Consider the following 15457-nt stretch of genomic DNA (forward strand, 5'->3'; position numbering starts at 1 on the left):
GTCGTCCCAGGTCAGTCCTCGTCGTCCCCGTCGTCGTCGTCATCGTCGTCGTCATCGTCGTCGATCTGCGACGGCGCGACCGGGTCGACCGGCACTGGCGCCTGGATGCTTCCCGTCGGCAGTGAGGGCTGCACCGGGTCGGGCACGCTGCTGGGCAACGGGGAGGCCGGGGCAGTCGGTGACGGGGTCACGCTGATGGTCGTCACGGGCGACTGCGCGCCGACGATGGGTCCGACGTCGAGAGACTCACCCGGTGCCGAGCGCAGCGACATGGCCTGAGCGAATGTGACCCCGGCGAGCGCGATCGCGAGCGCTCCGGCGCCCGCGCAGGCAAGGATCAGCCAACGCGGGCGGGGCTTCTGGGTGGTCATCGTCTCGGCTCCTTCGAGAGTGCGACGGCGAAATCGAGGATGCGGTCCGGCAGTGCGTCGAGCCCGGCCCCGCCGCGGACCGCGGCGCCGAAGGCGTGCGAGAGCAGGTGGGTGAGGGCGACCGCGTTGGCGCGGATGCTCAGGTCGGGGTCATCGGTGAGCGTTCCGACCTGTCCTGGGCTGTTCCAGGTGTGTGCGAAGTCGCCCCACGCGAGGCGCACGAGCTCGGCGAGCTCGAACGTCGAGGTCCGGAGATCGGTCCTCCCGCAGAGGTCGTGGGTGAGGGCTGTCACGATCGCGTGCGCGTAGAGACCGCCGAGGTCGTCGGCGAGGTCGCCCACGCCCGCCGTGTCGATGTCGACGACGCCCGTGATCGTGGCGCGGCCGTCGGTCTGGGCGTGCGGCTCGACGAAGATCTGGCCGAGGTGGAGGTCACCGTGCACGGTGCGCGCCGGCCCCGGGCGCGCACGGGCGACCTCCGCGCGGATGCACGCGGCCACCCCATCGATGTCGGTCCTCCGCGCGGGGAGGAGGTCGTGGAGGCGCAGCAGGTACCAGTCGAGTCCCGCCGTCAGGCTCGCGCGGGCTCCACGGGTGACTCTGGCGGCGCCGATGGACGCGACCAGCGACTGCAGCTCTCGCAGGAACGCGAGCCGCGCATCCGGCGTTCGGGGCACGTGCGAATCGGCGGGAACGCCCGGCATGCGCTCGAGGGCGACGAGGCCCGCCTCACTCCAGCCGCGGCTTCGCGGCACAGCCACGCCGGCACCGGCAAGCTCCTCGTGGATTCGGTGGAGCGGTTCCGCATGCCCCGGTCGGACGACCTTGAAGAAGAGGGTCCCCTCGGGGCCGGCGAGGCGCAGCACCGCCCGGCGGCCTGGCCGGTACGCGAGCATCTCGAGCTGCCCCTCGCCGACGGCGCCGAAGCGCGCCGCGGTCTCGCGCGCGGAGTCGGGAAACGCCGTCGCGGGAAGGGCGGGCAGCGCGGGATCGTGCGGGTAGCGCCACACGCGCACCTGCTCGCGAGTCGCAGGGTTCTGCACGGTGGTCCACTGCTGTGATTCGCCCGCGACCGAGGCGGCCGCGGGGTTCGTCGCCGTGTCGATGAACAGGCGGATACGCTCGTCCGGGCCCTGCAGCGACGCGAGCTCGACGTCGTAGCCGGCGAGCACGCCATCCCCGCTCGGCTCAGCGCAGGCGAGCGTCACAGACGCCACCTCGCGGCCGGTGCCCGCGGCGACGGCCTCGATCACCTGCCTGGCTGCTGCGAACATGTGCTCCTTCTGCTGCGCTGCGCTGAGCTGCTGTCGTGCTGAGTTCTCCGCGACCGCGTCCCGCGGCGCTGCCTCGAACCTACCGGGGTCGCTGCGCGACAGCCCGGGAACGTGCTCAGCTGTGGAGAACGGCGACTACGCGCTCGGCACGGACGGCGGGGTCTGCGCGCTCACCGGGCTCTGCGCACTCACGGGGCTCTGCGCGGAGACGGGACTCTGAACAGTCGGCACGCTCTGCGGGGTCTGCGCCGAGACGGGGCTCGGGGAGCTGAAGACGGGTGTCGCGGTCGGTGAGGCGCTGGTGCCCGTCGTGGGAGAGGCCGATGGGGTGGTGGATGCGGCTGGGCTGCTCGTCGCGGACGGCGTCGAGAGGTTGAGCTGCTCGCCGGGCACGTCGCGCACTTCGAGGGCGTTGGCGACGCCAGCCCCGCCGACGGTCAGGATGCCGAGGCCGAGGGCGCTGGCCGAACCGACGATGATCCACGTGTTCTTCTTCTTGTTCATGGCTGCTGCCTCCTGTTGTCTGCCGAGGCGTGACTTCGCCTCGGTAGCCCCAAGTTTCGTGAGCGTTCATGAGACGCACAGTGCCCTGAAGATGAGAGCGGCCTCATCTTCGCGCGGACGCCGTCGTGCAGACGCGCGAGGGGCGAGTGGATGCGTGCATGCATCCACCCGCCCCTCGCGTCGGGAGCCCGAGCCGGGTCAGGCGGTCTGGCCCCGGTGCTTGCCCTCCGCGACCTCTTCGACGAGCTTCGCGTTGAACGCGGGGAGGTCGTCTGGCGTTCGGCTCGAGACGAGGCCCTGGTCGACATGGACCTCCTCGTCGACCCACGTCGCGCCTGCGTTGATGAGGTCGGTCTTGAGGCTCGGGAAGCTCGTGAGCGTGCGCCCGTCGAGCACCTTCGCGTCGGTGAGGATCCACGCGCCGTGGCAGATCACCGCGACCGGCTTGTGCGCCTCGAAGAAGTCGCGCACGAAGCTGACCGACGCCTCGTCGAGGCGGAGCAGATCAGCGTTGCCGACGCCGCCGGGCAGGACGAGCGCGTCGAAGTCGGCCGCTCTGGCGTCGCCCGAGATGAGGTCCACGGACTGCTCATGCCCGTTCTTGCCCTTCACGCTGCCGGACTCGGGAGAGATGAGTGAGGCGTCGCCTCCAGCCTCGGTCACGGCGCCCCATGGGCTCGTGAGCTCGCTGTCCTCGAAGTCGTTCGTGAGGAGGAAGGCCACGCGCTTGGTGTCGAGAGTCGTCATTGCTGATCGTCCTTTCGTCGGGGGGAAAGAGTGTGCTGCTCGATCGAAGCCGGGACGTCGACCCGCGACGAGCAGGCATCCACCGTCTCGCACGGACCTCCCCGAAACGTGGACGGCCCGTGTGCGCGACCTGGCTGTCAGCTGGACGAACCCAGGAGGAGCTTCCGCAGCGCCGCCTCCCCAGACCCACGCCCCACCTCGACGACCCGCCCCTCGTCGTAGGCCTCGATGACCCTTGGATCGATGTAGCTCGAACGCGCGACCGCCGGCGTGTTCCCGAGCAGCTCTGCGGTATCCCGCACCGCCTGCGCGACGAGTGACGTGCGCTCGCGCACCGTCGCCCCGACGCCCAGCTCGGCCAGTCGCCCCGCGGCGAAGACCGTGCCGTGCAGCGTGCGGAAGTCCTTCGCCGTGAACTCGCCCTTCGTTCGCATCCTGATGTCGTCGTTGACTTCCCGAGCCGAGAGGCGACGCCAGGCGCGGCCGTCCCTCCACGACAGGATGCGCCGCCCCGGCGACCCGCTCGCCTTGCGCTCGCCGAGGAACGAGACGAGCTCGAGGTCCTCGATGAGGGCGCTCCACGGCACCCCGCTCTTCCCCTTGAACTCGAGCAGCACCTGCTCGTCCTGCAGCGAGATGTGCCGGTTCAGGAGCGTCGTCAGGCCGCGGTGCCCGAACTGCTTCGCCGACCGCTCACTGCCGACGCGAAGGAACGCCGTGTCGAGAAGCTTGAAGCTCGCCGCGAGCGATGCCTCGCGTCCGTCATGCACCGTGCGGAGCGCCCTCGTCGCCGCGCGCCGCGCCGACGGCAGCACGCGCGAGAGCTCCAGGGCCCGGTCGAAGGTCACGATCTGGCGCTTCGCGGTCCAGTCGGGATGGTAGATGTACTGGGTGCGGCCGAGCGCATCCACACCCACCGCCAGCACGTGGGCGTTCTCGTGGGGCGCAATGCGCACGTCCCGCCACGCCGGCGGGATGGCGAGCGATGCGAGTCGAGCGCGCACCACGGGGTCGACGATGCGCTCTCCGCGCTCATCCCGATAGCTGAAGCCGCTCCCCGCTGCATGCCGCGTCCACGCGGACTGAGTCGGCGTCCACCTTCGCAGTCGAACCATCTGTCTTGGGTAGCATCTGCCCGGCCCGGGAGGCAAGAGCCGCACGGTCATCGGCTGGATGGCGTATTTCTGGAAGGTATCGCCTTCCCACAGATGTGGTGAGAACCCTCCACAGATCCCGTGGAAGCGGCTCCGCGCACATGTCGATGCGCGAGGATGCGACTATCCGTTCGAGACGGTCGCCAATGACGGCAGGAGCCTCATGCCATTCCCAGTTCCACCTCTCACCGCGACGATGCCCGCTGAGGGCCGAGTCGACCGCCTCTCCGAGCACACGTATCGCGTCGTCAAGGACGGCCGCATCCTGGGCTTCATCAACAAGATCGACGAGCTCTGCGTGGTCTCGGCCGGATCCGACGCGGGGGCCGCCCTCGAAGTGCTGCAGACCCGCGACTTCGCGCGCGCCGTCAAGGAGCTCCAAGACCGAGCCTGACCCATGACCTCACGCCGCAGCTCCCCGGCCCGCTGGACGACAGCGGGTGTCGGGGTCCTGGCCGCCCTCATGGCGGTCGTCGGACTGACCGGATGCACCGCGTACGGTTCCGGAGCGAGCTCCGAATCAGCCACCAGCACGTTCGCGCCTGGCTCCCCGGCCTCGTCGGCGGCCCCCGACCAGTCCGGAGACTCCATGGAGGCCGACGGCGACCTGATCTTCGCAGCGACCGCCGACAATCGGCATTCGTGGATCACGGCTGAGGCCCGCGTCTCGGGCGTCACACGATCCGGCACCTGCGAGTACAACGCGAGCGCCGAGGGCGTCGACACGATCACGCGCACCGCCAAGGCGCTCCCCAGCAACTACGACACCGTCTGCGGCGACATCTCCTTCGAGCTCGGCACGCCGGGCACGTACACGATCACGGTGACCGTCACGGATGTCACCGACGAGCCGCTCACGGCCAGCACCGATGTCGAGTTCCTGGGCGCATCCGCCGACTGACCCGGCTCGTCAGCCTTCGCGCCCCCTGCGCCCCTCCCGCTCGCCGCGCACGCAGGCTTCCCCGAGTGAGCGTCTCCGTCGCACGCAAACACACGAAGAGCGCATGCTCGTTCCGCGACGAACCAGCATCTCCCGCGTGCCTGCATCCGGATGAACGCCGAAACACGACGCCCTTCCGCGAGCTCGGGCTGCGCGGGCTCGAGATCGCGCGCTCAGCGCCCGCGGCGAACGAGGTGGCTGGCTCTGGCACCCGCGCCGCGCAGGAGCCGCTCGAGCTCATCCGAGCGGTGGCCAAGACGCGGTGACTCAAGCGAAAGCGCCACCGCTCCGATCACCTCGCCCGAGGCGCTGCGCACGCCGACGGCCGCGCACGTGTGACCCGGCACGAACTCCTCGCGCTCCCAGGCCACGCCGCGCAACCGGACCCGTTCGAGGTGCCGCTCGAGCTCGTCGCGTGACGTGATCGTCGCATCCGTGAAGGAGGGCATGCCGTTCGCGTCGAGGAACGAGTCGCGCTCCTCCACGCTCATGCCGGCGAGGATGATCTTGCCGAACGCCGTCGCGTGCGTCGCCTCGTGGAAGCCGAACTCAAGGGGGCGGATCCGCTGTGCACGCGCCGAATCGGCCACGTGCGCCACGACCACGTCCGTGCCCCGGTAGACCGCGAAGTACGCCGCGACGTCGCCTGCCTCGTGCAGCGCCTGCACGACCGCCCGCATGGGCGGCGAGACACCGAGCTGCTGGTGCAGCGCCCGCCCGAGCTCGTGCACCTTGTACCCCAGTTCGAACCGGCGCTCCTCGCGCAGATGCACGAGGTAGTCCGCATCCACCAGCAGCTGGGCGAGCCGGTAGACGGTGGGCAGCGAGAACCCGAGCGTCTCCTTGATCTCCGTCGCGCTCGCGCCGCCGTTCTGGGCGACCAGTTCCAGCAGCGACAGCGCCTTGAGCGTGCTCGAGGAAGGCGCGGCCGACGCCACGCCCGGACTCGCGTCCAGCTCGAGGGGTGGCACGGCGGCGACCGAGGGGGCGGATCTGTTTGCGGGGGCATCCACGTCGACACTCACCGCAGCAGTATGCGCAGCGAAGACTGGGCCCGCGGTGAGTGTCGCGTGGCTCATGACCGCTCCCTACAGCTCGCCGGCGCGCAGCTGCGTCGCCAGGTAGTCGGCCTGGCGCATGGCGAGCGCCACGATCGTGAGCGTGGGGTTGGCCGCGGCGCTCGTCGTGAACACAGAGCCGTCGCCCACGAACAGGTTCGGCACGTCGTGGGATGCACCCCACCGGTCGACGACACCGTCCTCGGGTCGCTCGCTCATCCGCGCCGTCCCGAGGTTGTGGGTCGACGGATATGGCGGCGTGCGGTGCACGTGCTCCGCGCCGACGGCCTCGTAGAGCAGCGTGCCGCGGTCGTAGCCGTGCTCGCGCATGGCCGCGTCGTTGGGATGGTCGTCGTAGTGCACGTTCGGGACGGGCAGCCCGTTCGCGTCCGTCACCGAGCGGTTCAGGGTGATGCGGTTCGACTCCTGCGGAAGGTCCTCACCGACGATCCACATACCCGCCGTGTTCTCGTACGCGTCGAGCACCGAGGTGAAGGACTTGCCCCACGCGCCGGGGTCGGCGAAGCTCGCCAGGAACGCGGGCCCGAGCGACAGCGTCTCCATGAAATAGCCGCCCACGAAGCCGCGGCTCGGGTTGTGGCCTGACTCATCCCGGATCACGCCGGCCATCGTCTCGCCGCGATACATGCGCACGGGCTTGTCGAAGCGGGCGTACAGCGAGCCGGTCGTGTGGCGCATGTAGTTGCGGCCGACCTGGCCGGACGAGTTCGCGAGGCCGTCTGGGAACAGCGAGCTCGCGCTCAGCAGCAGGAGGCGTGGCGTCTCGATCGAGTTGCCCGCGACGACGACGACCCTGGCGCGCTGGCGCTGCAGGTTGCCGTCCCGGTCGAGGTAGAGCACCCCATCCGCTCGCCCGTCGACATCATGCGTGATCTGCACGGCGTGGCTCTCGGTGCGCAGGTCGAGCAGCCCCGTCTCGAGGGCGCGCGGGATCTCGCGCACCATCGTGCTCCACTTCGACTTGTTCTTGTCTCCCTGGAAGTTGAAGCCATCCTGGATGGATGCGGGCCGCCCGTCGTACGGCTCCGCGTTCGTCCCGTATGGCCCCGTCGAGTAGTGCGTGTACCCGGCCCGCTTCGCGCCCTCTGCGAGCACCTTGTAGTTGTTGTTCGCCGGCAGCGGCGCCCTCCCACCCGTGTGGGTCGACCCGATCGCGTCCTCCGCCTTCACGTACCAGGGCGCGAGCTCCTCGAGCGTGATGGGCCAGTCGAGGAGGTTTGCGCCGTCGACGCGGCCGTACGTGCTGCGCGCCTTGAACTCGTGCTCGTAGAAGCGCGGCGTCGCACCCGACCAGTGCGTCGTCGTGCCACCGACCGCCTTCACGATCCACGCGGGCAGGTTCGGGAAGTCCTTCGCGATGCGCCACGAACCGCTCGTGGTGCGCGCATCGAGCCACGCCATCTGGTTGAACGCCTGCCACTCGTTGTTCTCGTAGTCCTCGTTGCGCAGGTACGGCCCGGCCTCGAGCACCACCACGGGGATACCCTTCGCCGTCAGCTCGTGCGCGATGGTGCCGCCTCCCGCTCCGGACCCGACGACGACGACGACCTCGTCGTCCTGCGAGATGGGCTTCCCGAACTGCGTGGGGCGTGCGCCCGTGTCCTCGGTCATCGCTCGACTCCTTCGTGGCTCGCGGCGAGTTCGCCTGGCTGGTTGGTGGAGATGGGGGTGCCGTCGCCGGTCGCACCGGCTGCGGATGCCGTTGCGGATGCTGCAGGGATGCGCACGGCGCCCGTCTGCGGACGCTTCAGTCCGGGCAGCGGCGAGAAGGGCACATCCGCCGGCTCCTCGATGAGCGGCTCGGGCACCCAGTCGAGGTCGTTGAAGCCGCGGTGCACGTACCCGCCGAGCTCGAACGAGGAGCCCTCGTAGCCGACCGCCTGCCACACCTCCGGGTCGTCGTAGAGGTTCAGCACCGTCGTGCGGCGGATGAAGCCGAAGAAGTCGGTGTGCTCGATGCTACGCAGCACCGCGGTCGCCTGATCCTCGTCGAGGGCGGTGAAGTCACCCGCCGACAGGGAGTCGAGCGTGAGGAGCCCCTGCGTGAGCGTGACCCGCAGCCACGTCGACGACTTCGACTCCTCGAGGATGATGTTGGCGGTCCGCTGGTACGGCGAATCGGGGAAGGTCGGGTGCGGGAATGCCACCCGGATGACGCGCACGAGCAGATCGCGCGCATGCTCGGTCAGCTCCGTCTCGTTGAGCTGGGGGTATTTGGCCGGATATGCCATGGGTGTCGCTCTCCTCTCCATTGAGGTTTCACTGTGCATTGGTCACTGAAAGGTCCGTCGATGCCGGACTTGAAACGCCCGGTGCGGGGCCAGCATCCGCCTCGTGTCAACGGCGACGCGGTGGTGGATGCGGTGCTCATACGGTGCCCCGCAGGCCCTTTCCCTCACCACTCGCATTCTCGACATGCAAGAAACGGCGTTGCCTGGGCGGTCGCCGCGACGGGAGTCTGTGACGTGTCGGGGCGGATGAGAACGGCCCCGCGCATCCCACAGACGGCGCCCTTCGCGCCCGCAGCAACTGAGAACAGGAGACAACGATGTCCAAGGTCCTTATCCTCGCCGGTGACTTTTCCGAGACCCTCGAGGTGTTCTACCCGTACGAGCGGCTCCGTGAGGAGGGCTACGAGCCCGTCATCGCCGCGCCGACCAAGAAGCGCCTGCAGTTCGTGGTGCACGACTTCGAGGGCTACGACACGTTCACGGAGAAGCTCGGCCACGGCTGGAACGCCGACATCGCCCTTGCCGACGTGAACCCCTCCGACTACGTCGCGCTGGTCGTGCCCGGTGGGCGCGCCCCCGAGTACCTGCGCAACAACGAGGACGTGAAGCGCATCGTGAAGCACTTCTTCGGCGAGGACTCCCCCGTCGCCGTCACCTGCCACGGGCCGATCATCCTCGCCAAGGCGGGTGTGCTCGAGGGGCGCACCACGTCCGGCTTCCCCGAGATCGCAGCCGACATCGAAGCTGGGGGCGGCACCTACCAGAGCTCGGAGGCGCTCGTCGACGGCAACCTCGTGAGCGCCCGCGCCTGGAACGACAACGGCCCCTGGTTCGGCAAGTTCATCGCGCTCCTCCGCGAGAAGGCCCCCCTCTCCGCGTAGCGCCTGGGGCGCCCCGCTCGCGCCTCGCCCCGCTCGCGCCCCGCCCCGCTCGCGCCCCGCCCCGCTTGCATCCCTGTCCCCGCGTAGACCTGGGGCTTGCGCATCCGCCATACTCGCCCGGCGTGCGCAAGCCCCAGGTCTCACCCACGCCTCCCGCCGCGCCAACGCAAACCTAGGGCCAACGCACCCAAACCACCCCACCAGCATGCGCAACCCCCAGGTCTCGCCACGTGTGACGCCGTCAGCGCCGGGGTTGACTGCGTTGTCACAGGAGTACAGCCCGTTGTCTCTCCACAGGCATGAGTTCCCCAAGACCGTGGATGCTGGCCCGCGTCTAGCTTCGGCCTATGACTTCCGGCCAGAGACCCCCGCGATTTCGGACAGAGCTTCCGGCTGAGCTCCGGGGGCAGAGCTTCACAGTTGCGGATGCGCGAGCGCTCGGGGTGGGCCGGGGCCGACTGCAGAACCGCAGCCTTGAGCGCCCCTTTCGCGGAGTGCGCGTCGACGCCATCGCGCTCGAGCCGACGATTGAGCATGAGGCCAAGGCCGCTGCCATCCGCCGCAGGTTGCGAGCCCACGACCTGCAGTACGCACCGCTCTTAAAAAGTCGCAGGCATACGGGGCGATCTCGGCGGCCCGCGTGCTCGGTCTCCCGCTGCCGTGGCCGCTGCTCAACGACACACGCGTGCATCTCATCGTGCCGGAAGGCAGGAACCTCCCGCGGCGACCCGGCGTGGTCACACGAATCGTGCCGCTGCGACTCTGGCGCACGTTTGCGTTCGAGGGAGTCCTACTGCCGCACCCGACACTGCTGTACTGCCTGATGAGCCGTGATCTGCTGCGGTCGAATACCTCCGCCGCGCGATCGGACCTGCTCAGTCTCGGCGACGCGCTCGTGACGGTCGCACGGAACTACCCGAACCGTGTCTGGAATGGCAACCTCACGACTCGCGCGGCCCTCGCCAGCGCAGTCGCTGAGTGGTCGCCCGGTTACGGCTCCTCCCTGCTCCGCGAGATGACCCCGCAGATTCGCGAGAAGGTGGAGTCGCCGTATGAGAGCCTCATGCGCTTCGCGCTCCACGATTCCGGGTACCCGGAGCTCGCGGTGCAGCACTCACTGCAACTTGGCGGCGTGGAGCTGGCTCGGCCCGACTGCGCCGACCTCAAAGCCAAGATCGCCTACGACTTCGAGGGCCTCGGTCACTTGGTGAGCCCAAGCCAGTGGCGACGGGACGTGAAGCGAGCGCGGCTCGTCACCAACCTGGGCTGGCACGGTGAACGCCTCACGCACTCGGACCTCTGGCCGGACCCCAGTGAGTTCATCAGGCACGCGCACGGCCTCCGTGAGCGGCGATTGCATCTCCTCGGCGAGATGTGACTCCCGGCGTGCGGTGAAATCTGACGCAATCCGCGCGCGCATCCCCAAGGTCTCCGCAGGCGACGCCACAGACCTCGGCCCGGTGCGCCCACACCGCAGAAAGCGAATGCGCACGACCTAGGTCTGCCGACGGGCTGCTTCAACAGTGCTGGCCGGGACCGGCCCCCGGCCCGGGCGGGCGGTACACAACGCGCGGATCCGCCACCCCTCAGCCAATCCTGTGCGTAGATCTGGGGCTCCCGCATCCACCCTTCGCGCAGGCCCTGCGCAACCCCAAAGTCTCCGCGGGCGACGCCGCAGACCTTGGGCAAGCGCACCCACAGCTCACAGAAAGGATGCGCAATGCCCAGGTCTGCGGCGAGGCCTCGCGGGGGCGGAACCCCGGCGAGTGTTGCAAGGGGCGCGGGAGTGGCGCGGCCGTGCGGAGGGGCGAGTTGCTAGCTGAACTGGATGCCGCCGTCGACGAGGATCGTCTGGCCGGTGACGTAGTCGGAGTCCTCGGAGGACAGGTAGGAGACGAGCTGCGCAACGTCGTTCGGCACGGAGACTCGGCCGAGGAGGATGGACTTCGCGTTCTCCGCGAGCGCCTCCCCCTTCGCGAGCCCCTGCTTCGCGCCGAGCTTCTCGTCGATGAGATCCCACATGGCGGTGCCCACGATGCCGGGGCCGTACGCGTTGACCGTGATCTTGTGCTCCGCCCACTCCATCGCAGCTGCCTGGGTGAGACCGCGCACGGCCCACTTCGACGCCGAGTACGGGCCAAGGAGCGCGAACGGGCGGAACGCGACGATCGATGCCGCCCCGATGATCTTGCCTCCGCCGCCCTGCTTGATGAACTGCCTCGCCGCGGCCCGGTACTGGTAGAAGACACCGGTGACGTTCACGTCGAGCACCCGCTGGAAGTCGGCGCTCGAGTAGTCGAGCAGCGACTCGACCTGCGCGATGCCGGCGTTGGCGATGAACACATCCAGCTTCCCGGCTCTCTCGGCCGTGAACTCGACGAGGGCGTCGACGGATGCTTCATCCGTGACGTCGACGACAGCTCCCGTCGCGCGGCCTCCCGCGTGCTCGATGGCGGTCACCGTCTCCTCGACGCCAGCCTGGGCGCCTTCCAGGTCGGCGACGATGACGTGCAGTCCGTCCCGGCCGAGACGCTCTGCGATTCCCTTGCCGATGCCCCGTGCTGCTCCCGTGACGATGGCGACGCGCTGTTCGGTGCTCATGAATCCTCCTTGACTCGAGCGGCGCCTGCGCTCCGGTGCGCGGCGCTCGCTGCGAGGCTACGGAGAACGAACCGACCGACGAAAGCACCCCTCTCGCTGAGCGAGAACGCGCATCCGCACCCGCACCCGCATCCACGCCAGCCGCCCTTCATCCGTCACCCCGCACGCAGAGACACGGAAAGTGCCGGTTCGTTGAGCAACGAACAGGCACTTTCCGTGTGAATGCTGGGGCCCCAGGGCCCTCAGTCGTCAGCGTTCGCGGCTGCCGTCGCGACGATGCGGGAGGCCATCGTCGCGAAGATGAAGCCGTGGAAGGGGAAGACGGCGGCCCAGTAGAGGCGGCCGAGCAGGCCCTGCGGGAAGTAGACGGCGCGCTGCTCGTAGCGAGAGCGGATGCGCTCGCCGTCCTTCTCGTCGTCGCCGCGCGCGTCCGCCTCGTTGTCACCGTCGCCCACCGGCACGGCCCGCATCTCGAGCCAGGCGAGCCCTGGCACGCGCATCTCGGCGCGCAGGCGGAGCAGCGAGCCGTGCTCGCCTCCACGTTCGATGGTCTCGACGCGCCAGAAGTCGAGGGCGTCACCTTCCGCGAGACGGTCGGGGTTCGTGCGTCCACGGCGCAGGCCGACGCCGCCGACGAGCTTGTCCATGACGCCTCTGGCTCCCCAGAGCAGCTTCGACGAGTACCAGCCGTTGTCACCGCCGATGCCTTCGATGACACGGAACAGCTGCTCGGGTGGCACCGTGCTCTCCTTCGACTGCTCGTCGGTGAACACCGTCTGCCCTGCCCAGTCGGGGTCGGCGGGCAGCGGGTCGCTCGGCGAGTTGTGCACGTTGGCGTCTCGCCAGCTGGTCTCGGTCGCGCGCAGCTTCTCGCGGCCGAGTGCCAGCTCGACGGCTCGCAGGTACGTCGTGAGGCCTTCCTCGGGCGGCGGGATGAGCGCGTCCACGTCCCGGTTCTTGACGACGCATTCGTTCTGCAGCGACTCCACGAGGGGGCGGGCGATGGACTTCGGGATGGGCGTGACGAGGTTCACCCACCTCGATGCGAGGCCAGGGGTGAAGACGGGGAGCGAGGCGATGGCGCGCTGCGGGAGCCCCGCCTTCACCGCGTATCCGTTCATCATCTGCCCGTACCTGAGCACGTCGGGCCCGCCGATGTCGAGTGGGCGGTTCACGTCCGCTTCGACTCGGGCCGCGCCGAGCAGGTAGTGGAGCACGTCGCGTACGGCGATGGGCTGGATGTGGTTGCGCACCCACTGCGGGGCGGGCATGTAGGGGAGCACGTCGGTGAGGTGGCGCACCATCTCGAACGACGCCGACCCTGAACCGATGACGATGCCTGCCTGCAGCACGATCGTCGGCACGGGCGAGTTCAGGAAGACCTCGCCGACCTCCTTGCGGGAGCGCAGGTGCTTCGAGAGCTTCGCGTCGTCGGGATGCAGGCCGCCGAGGTACACGATGCGGGAAACGTTCGCCTTCGCGGCCTGCTCGGCGACGTTCTCGGCGAGCTTCAGGTCGGTGCGCTCGAAGTCGGAGCCGGAGCCCATGGCGTGCACGAGGTAGTAGACGACGTCGACGTCCTGCATCGCCTCCCCCACGGCTTTCGGGTCGTCGGCGTCGCCCACGACGACGTCGACCTGGTCGCCCCAGTCGTAGGCGGCGACGCGCCCCGCGTTGCGGGCGAGCACGCGCACGCGGTAGCCGGCGGTGAGGAGGCGCGGCACGAGGCGCCCCCCGAGGTAGCCCGTGGAGCCGAAGACCAGGACGCGGGGAGCGGACCCGTCGGGGCGCGGCTTGGCCTTGAGCGCGGGCTCGTTGCCGGTCGGTGCGGGGGTCGCGGGAGTGGTGTTGTTGGCGGGGGCGTCGCCGGTCGTGAAGTTGTTGCCTGCGGGGCCGGATGGGGGCGTGCCTGGGGTTGCCATGCTGGCGAGGCTATGACCACAGACTGACCGAAAGGTGATGGGTTGACATCGCGCGTGCTCGTCCGGTGAAACAGGAAGAACCCCCGAGCGGTCGCGCCGCTCGGGGGTTCGTCTCGGGGTGCCCTGCTGGGCGTCTAGCTCTGCACGACCGCGACAGGGTCGGTGGTGGGGAGGCCCGTCTCCGAGCCGCCCTTCGACTCGACGGTGACACCGACGGCCATGCCGGGCGCGAACGTGCCGTCGAGCACGCGCACTGCCGGGGAGCCGTCGGCCATCGTCAGGATGCCGGCTGGTGCCGGACCCTCGCCGTCGATGTACCAGAGCTCGTAGTCGTTTTCGGCGGGGAGCTGGGCCATGCCGTGGGCGACGACCGCCGACTGGCCGAGTTCCTCGGACCAGTAGACGGTGACGGTGCCGCCGCCAGCGACCTCGGTGCGGGCGCTGTCGACGTCGGGGGCGGCGAGGATCAGCGCGACGTCGCCGTCGGCGGTCGGCGACTCCTGCCCATCCTGACCGAACCCGCCGAAGGCGAAGCCTCCGCCGAGGAACAGGCCGACGGCCAGCACGACGGCTGCGGTTGCCGCGAACATCGCCTGCGCGCTGCTGCGGAACCAGCGGCCACGGGCACGCGTCTCGACGGGACCGAAGTCATCCTCTGGGCTGCCGGTGCTGGAAGCTCCCCCGCCAGCCGAGGCGACTCGGCGATCATCGTGGAGATCACGATCGTCGTCCTCGTCGGTCTGCGGCTCCGGGACGAGGGAGAGCTTGCGCTGTCCCCCACCGTCGGTGTCCTCGTTCGCCACGTCGGCGCGCGAAGGCACTTCGGTCGCGTCCGAGGCGTCGGCGGACGTCGCATCCCGCTCGTCGCCGATCGGGTTCTGCTGCGGGAAGCTGTCGAGCTTCGCGAACAGCGAGTCCTTCATGGAGAGGGGCGGACGGATGGGGTCCGTGGCCAGCGCGAGCTGGGCTGCGGCTTCCTGGTAGCTCTCGAATTCCTCGGCGAGCTCACCGTCGGCCAGGAGCTTGTTCAGGAGCGCCCGGTCGGCGGCGTCGTCGAAGTCGTTGGCGGAGAGTGCCTCTGCAGCGAGCAGCTGCTCCAGCTCTTCGCGTTCGCGATCCTGTTCGTTGCTCATGACTCCACCCCCAACTCTCGTCGCAACCGATTCATTCCGTCTCTGATTCTCGTCTTCACCGTGCCGAGCGGCACCTCGAGCCGTTCCGCGATCTCACTCTGCGTGAGACCCCCGTAGTAGGCAAGCGTGACCGCTTCACGTTGTTGATCGCTGAGCTTCGCGAGCGCCTGCTGTGCGCGCTTGTGCTCGATGCTGATCTCCGCGGATTCGGCGACGTCGTCGCGTTCCCCTTCGAAGTCTCGCACCCCGATCTTCAGGTCACGGTCCTTCGACGCCTGGGATGCACGCACCCGGTCGATGGCTCTGCGGTGCGCGACAGTCAGCATCCAGGTGGTCGCCTTGCCCTTGCTCGGCGAGTACGACGCGGCGGTCTGCCATATCTCCAGCAGCACTTCCTGCGCGACCTCTTCGGATTGCGCCTGGTCGACAAGCACTCGCCGGATGAGCCCCAGAACTCGCGGGGCCATGAGGTCGTAGAGGGTGGAGAAGGCTTCCTTGCTTCCTGTGGCGGTACGCACGAGAAGTTCCTCTATCTCTCCGATGGCTTCGCTCACCAGCTCAGCTTGCCATCTCTCGAAGCTTTCGCGAATTCGGTTGAGGTCAACCTGTGAATCAGCGCT

16 protein-coding genes are annotated in these 15457 nt (G+C 69.1%); 4 read left to right on the forward strand and 12 right to left on the reverse strand.

Features of this window, described 5'->3' with window-relative positions:
- Positions 1-11 precede the first annotated feature (11 nt).
- The 5 genes from F8O03_RS12960 to F8O03_RS12980 form a co-directional block, all read right to left on the reverse strand.
- Positions 12-371 (reverse strand): hypothetical protein, encoded by a 360-nt coding sequence (locus F8O03_RS12960; protein WP_151424214.1) that lies wholly within the window; start codon positions 369-371, stop codon positions 12-14.
- On the reverse strand, positions 368-1645 hold the full coding sequence (locus F8O03_RS12965) for a phosphotransferase family protein (RefSeq protein ID WP_151424215.1): 1278 nt from the start codon (positions 1643-1645) through the stop codon (positions 368-370). Before F8O03_RS12965 ends, F8O03_RS12960 begins: the two co-directional genes overlap by 4 nt.
- 135 nt (positions 1646-1780) lie before the next feature.
- On the reverse strand, positions 1781-2149 hold the full coding sequence (locus F8O03_RS12970; RefSeq protein WP_151424216.1) for a hypothetical protein: 369 nt from the start codon (positions 2147-2149) through the stop codon (positions 1781-1783).
- A 198-nt stretch (positions 2150-2347) separates the two neighbouring features.
- On the reverse strand, positions 2348-2896 hold the full coding sequence (locus F8O03_RS12975) for a type 1 glutamine amidotransferase domain-containing protein (protein WP_151424217.1): 549 nt from the start codon (positions 2894-2896) through the stop codon (positions 2348-2350).
- 137 nt (positions 2897-3033) lie between these two features.
- Positions 3034-4011 carry a DNA topoisomerase IB gene (locus F8O03_RS12980; protein ID WP_151424218.1) on the reverse strand — a complete coding sequence of 326 codons (978 nt, stop codon included), beginning with the start codon at positions 4009-4011 and terminating at the stop codon, positions 3034-3036.
- Positions 4012-4213: 202 nt separating this feature from the next.
- Between F8O03_RS12980 and F8O03_RS12985 the strand changes: the two genes are divergently transcribed.
- The gene (locus tag F8O03_RS12985; protein ID WP_151424219.1) at positions 4214-4444 is read left to right on the forward strand and encodes a hypothetical protein; all 231 of its coding nucleotides are present in this window, start codon (positions 4214-4216) and stop codon (positions 4442-4444) included.
- Between the two features lie 3 nt (positions 4445-4447).
- Complete coding sequence (locus tag F8O03_RS12990; RefSeq protein WP_151424220.1) at positions 4448-4951, forward strand: hypothetical protein; 504 nt, start codon at positions 4448-4450, stop codon at positions 4949-4951.
- A gap of 212 nt (positions 4952-5163) precedes the next feature.
- Here the strand turns inward: F8O03_RS12990 and F8O03_RS12995 are convergent, their stop codons facing one another.
- Genes F8O03_RS12995 through F8O03_RS18275 form a run of 3 tightly spaced genes read right to left on the reverse strand, consistent with a single transcriptional unit; the run spans position 5164 to position 8300 of the window.
- Positions 5164-6069, reverse strand: a complete 906-nt coding sequence (locus F8O03_RS12995; RefSeq protein ID WP_151424221.1) for an IclR family transcriptional regulator — start codon at positions 6067-6069, stop codon at positions 5164-5166.
- Positions 6070-6078: 9 nt separating this feature from the next.
- Entirely contained in the window at positions 6079-7680 is a 1602-nt protein-coding gene (locus tag F8O03_RS13000) for a GMC family oxidoreductase (protein ID WP_151424222.1), read from the reverse strand.
- A complete protein-coding gene (locus tag F8O03_RS18275) occupies positions 7677-8300 on the reverse strand; it encodes a gluconate 2-dehydrogenase subunit 3 family protein (protein WP_208851867.1) in 624 nt (207 codons plus the stop codon). Before F8O03_RS18275 ends, F8O03_RS13000 begins: the two co-directional genes overlap by 4 nt.
- Before the next feature lie 317 nt (positions 8301-8617).
- Here F8O03_RS18275 and F8O03_RS13010 point away from each other — a divergent pair, with 317 nt between their 5' ends.
- The gene (locus F8O03_RS13010; protein ID WP_151424223.1) at positions 8618-9181 is read left to right on the forward strand and encodes a DJ-1/PfpI family protein; all 564 of its coding nucleotides are present in this window, start codon (positions 8618-8620) and stop codon (positions 9179-9181) included.
- Positions 9182-10004: 823 nt separating this feature from the next.
- Entirely contained in the window at positions 10005-10559 is a 555-nt protein-coding gene (locus tag F8O03_RS13015; protein WP_151424224.1) for a hypothetical protein, read from the forward strand.
- Between the two features lie 437 nt (positions 10560-10996).
- Here F8O03_RS13015 and F8O03_RS13020 read toward each other — a convergent pair whose 3' ends face one another.
- The 4 genes from F8O03_RS13020 to sigK form a co-directional block, all read right to left on the reverse strand.
- Positions 10997-11782 (reverse strand): SDR family NAD(P)-dependent oxidoreductase, encoded by a 786-nt coding sequence (locus F8O03_RS13020; RefSeq protein ID WP_151424225.1) that lies wholly within the window; start codon positions 11780-11782, stop codon positions 10997-10999.
- Positions 11783-12024: 242 nt separating this feature from the next.
- Entirely contained in the window at positions 12025-13704 is a 1680-nt protein-coding gene (locus tag F8O03_RS13025; RefSeq protein WP_151424226.1) for an SDR family oxidoreductase, read from the reverse strand.
- A 134-nt stretch (positions 13705-13838) separates the two neighbouring features.
- Positions 13839-14837, reverse strand: coding sequence for an anti-sigma factor (locus tag F8O03_RS13030; RefSeq protein WP_151424227.1), 999 nt, complete (start codon positions 14835-14837; stop codon positions 13839-13841).
- Entirely contained in the window at positions 14834-15394 is a 561-nt protein-coding gene (gene sigK / locus F8O03_RS13035; protein WP_249312354.1) for an ECF RNA polymerase sigma factor SigK, read from the reverse strand. The genes F8O03_RS13030 and sigK overlap by 4 nt, the downstream gene beginning before the upstream one ends.
- Positions 15395-15457 lie beyond the last annotated feature (63 nt).

The organism is Pseudoclavibacter terrae (genome assembly GCF_008831075.1).
Taxonomy (GTDB): domain Bacteria; phylum Actinomycetota; class Actinomycetes; order Actinomycetales; family Microbacteriaceae; genus Pseudoclavibacter; species Pseudoclavibacter terrae.

Coding starts and splice junctions, on each gene's coding strand:
- F8O03_RS12960 (WP_151424214.1), bottom strand. CDS start 371: ATGACCACCCAGAAGCCCCGCCCGCGTTGGCTGATCCTTGCCTGCGCG.
- F8O03_RS12965 (WP_151424215.1), bottom strand. CDS start 1,645: ATGTTCGCAGCAGCCAGGCAGGTGATCGAGGCCGTCGCCGCGGGCACC.
- F8O03_RS12970 (WP_151424216.1), bottom strand. CDS start 2,149: ATGAACAAGAAGAAGAACACGTGGATCATCGTCGGTTCGGCCAGCGCC.
- F8O03_RS12975 (WP_151424217.1), bottom strand. CDS start 2,896: ATGACGACTCTCGACACCAAGCGCGTGGCCTTCCTCCTCACGAACGAC.
- F8O03_RS12980 (WP_151424218.1), bottom strand. CDS start 4,011: ATGGTTCGACTGCGAAGGTGGACGCCGACTCAGTCCGCGTGGACGCGG.
- F8O03_RS12985 (WP_151424219.1), top strand. CDS start 4,214: ATGCCATTCCCAGTTCCACCTCTCACCGCGACGATGCCCGCTGAGGGC.
- F8O03_RS12990 (WP_151424220.1), top strand. CDS start 4,448: ATGACCTCACGCCGCAGCTCCCCGGCCCGCTGGACGACAGCGGGTGTC.
- F8O03_RS12995 (WP_151424221.1), bottom strand. CDS start 6,069: ATGAGCCACGCGACACTCACCGCGGGCCCAGTCTTCGCTGCGCATACT.
- F8O03_RS13000 (WP_151424222.1), bottom strand. CDS start 7,680: ATGACCGAGGACACGGGCGCACGCCCCACGCAGTTCGGGAAGCCCATC.
- F8O03_RS18275 (WP_208851867.1), bottom strand. CDS start 8,300: ATGGCATATCCGGCCAAATACCCCCAGCTCAACGAGACGGAGCTGACC.
- F8O03_RS13010 (WP_151424223.1), top strand. CDS start 8,618: ATGTCCAAGGTCCTTATCCTCGCCGGTGACTTTTCCGAGACCCTCGAG.
- F8O03_RS13015 (WP_151424224.1), top strand. CDS start 10,005: ATGAGCCGTGATCTGCTGCGGTCGAATACCTCCGCCGCGCGATCGGAC.
- F8O03_RS13020 (WP_151424225.1), bottom strand. CDS start 11,782: ATGAGCACCGAACAGCGCGTCGCCATCGTCACGGGAGCAGCACGGGGC.
- F8O03_RS13025 (WP_151424226.1), bottom strand. CDS start 13,704: ATGGCAACCCCAGGCACGCCCCCATCCGGCCCCGCAGGCAACAACTTC.
- F8O03_RS13030 (WP_151424227.1), bottom strand. CDS start 14,837: ATGAGCAACGAACAGGATCGCGAACGCGAAGAGCTGGAGCAGCTGCTC.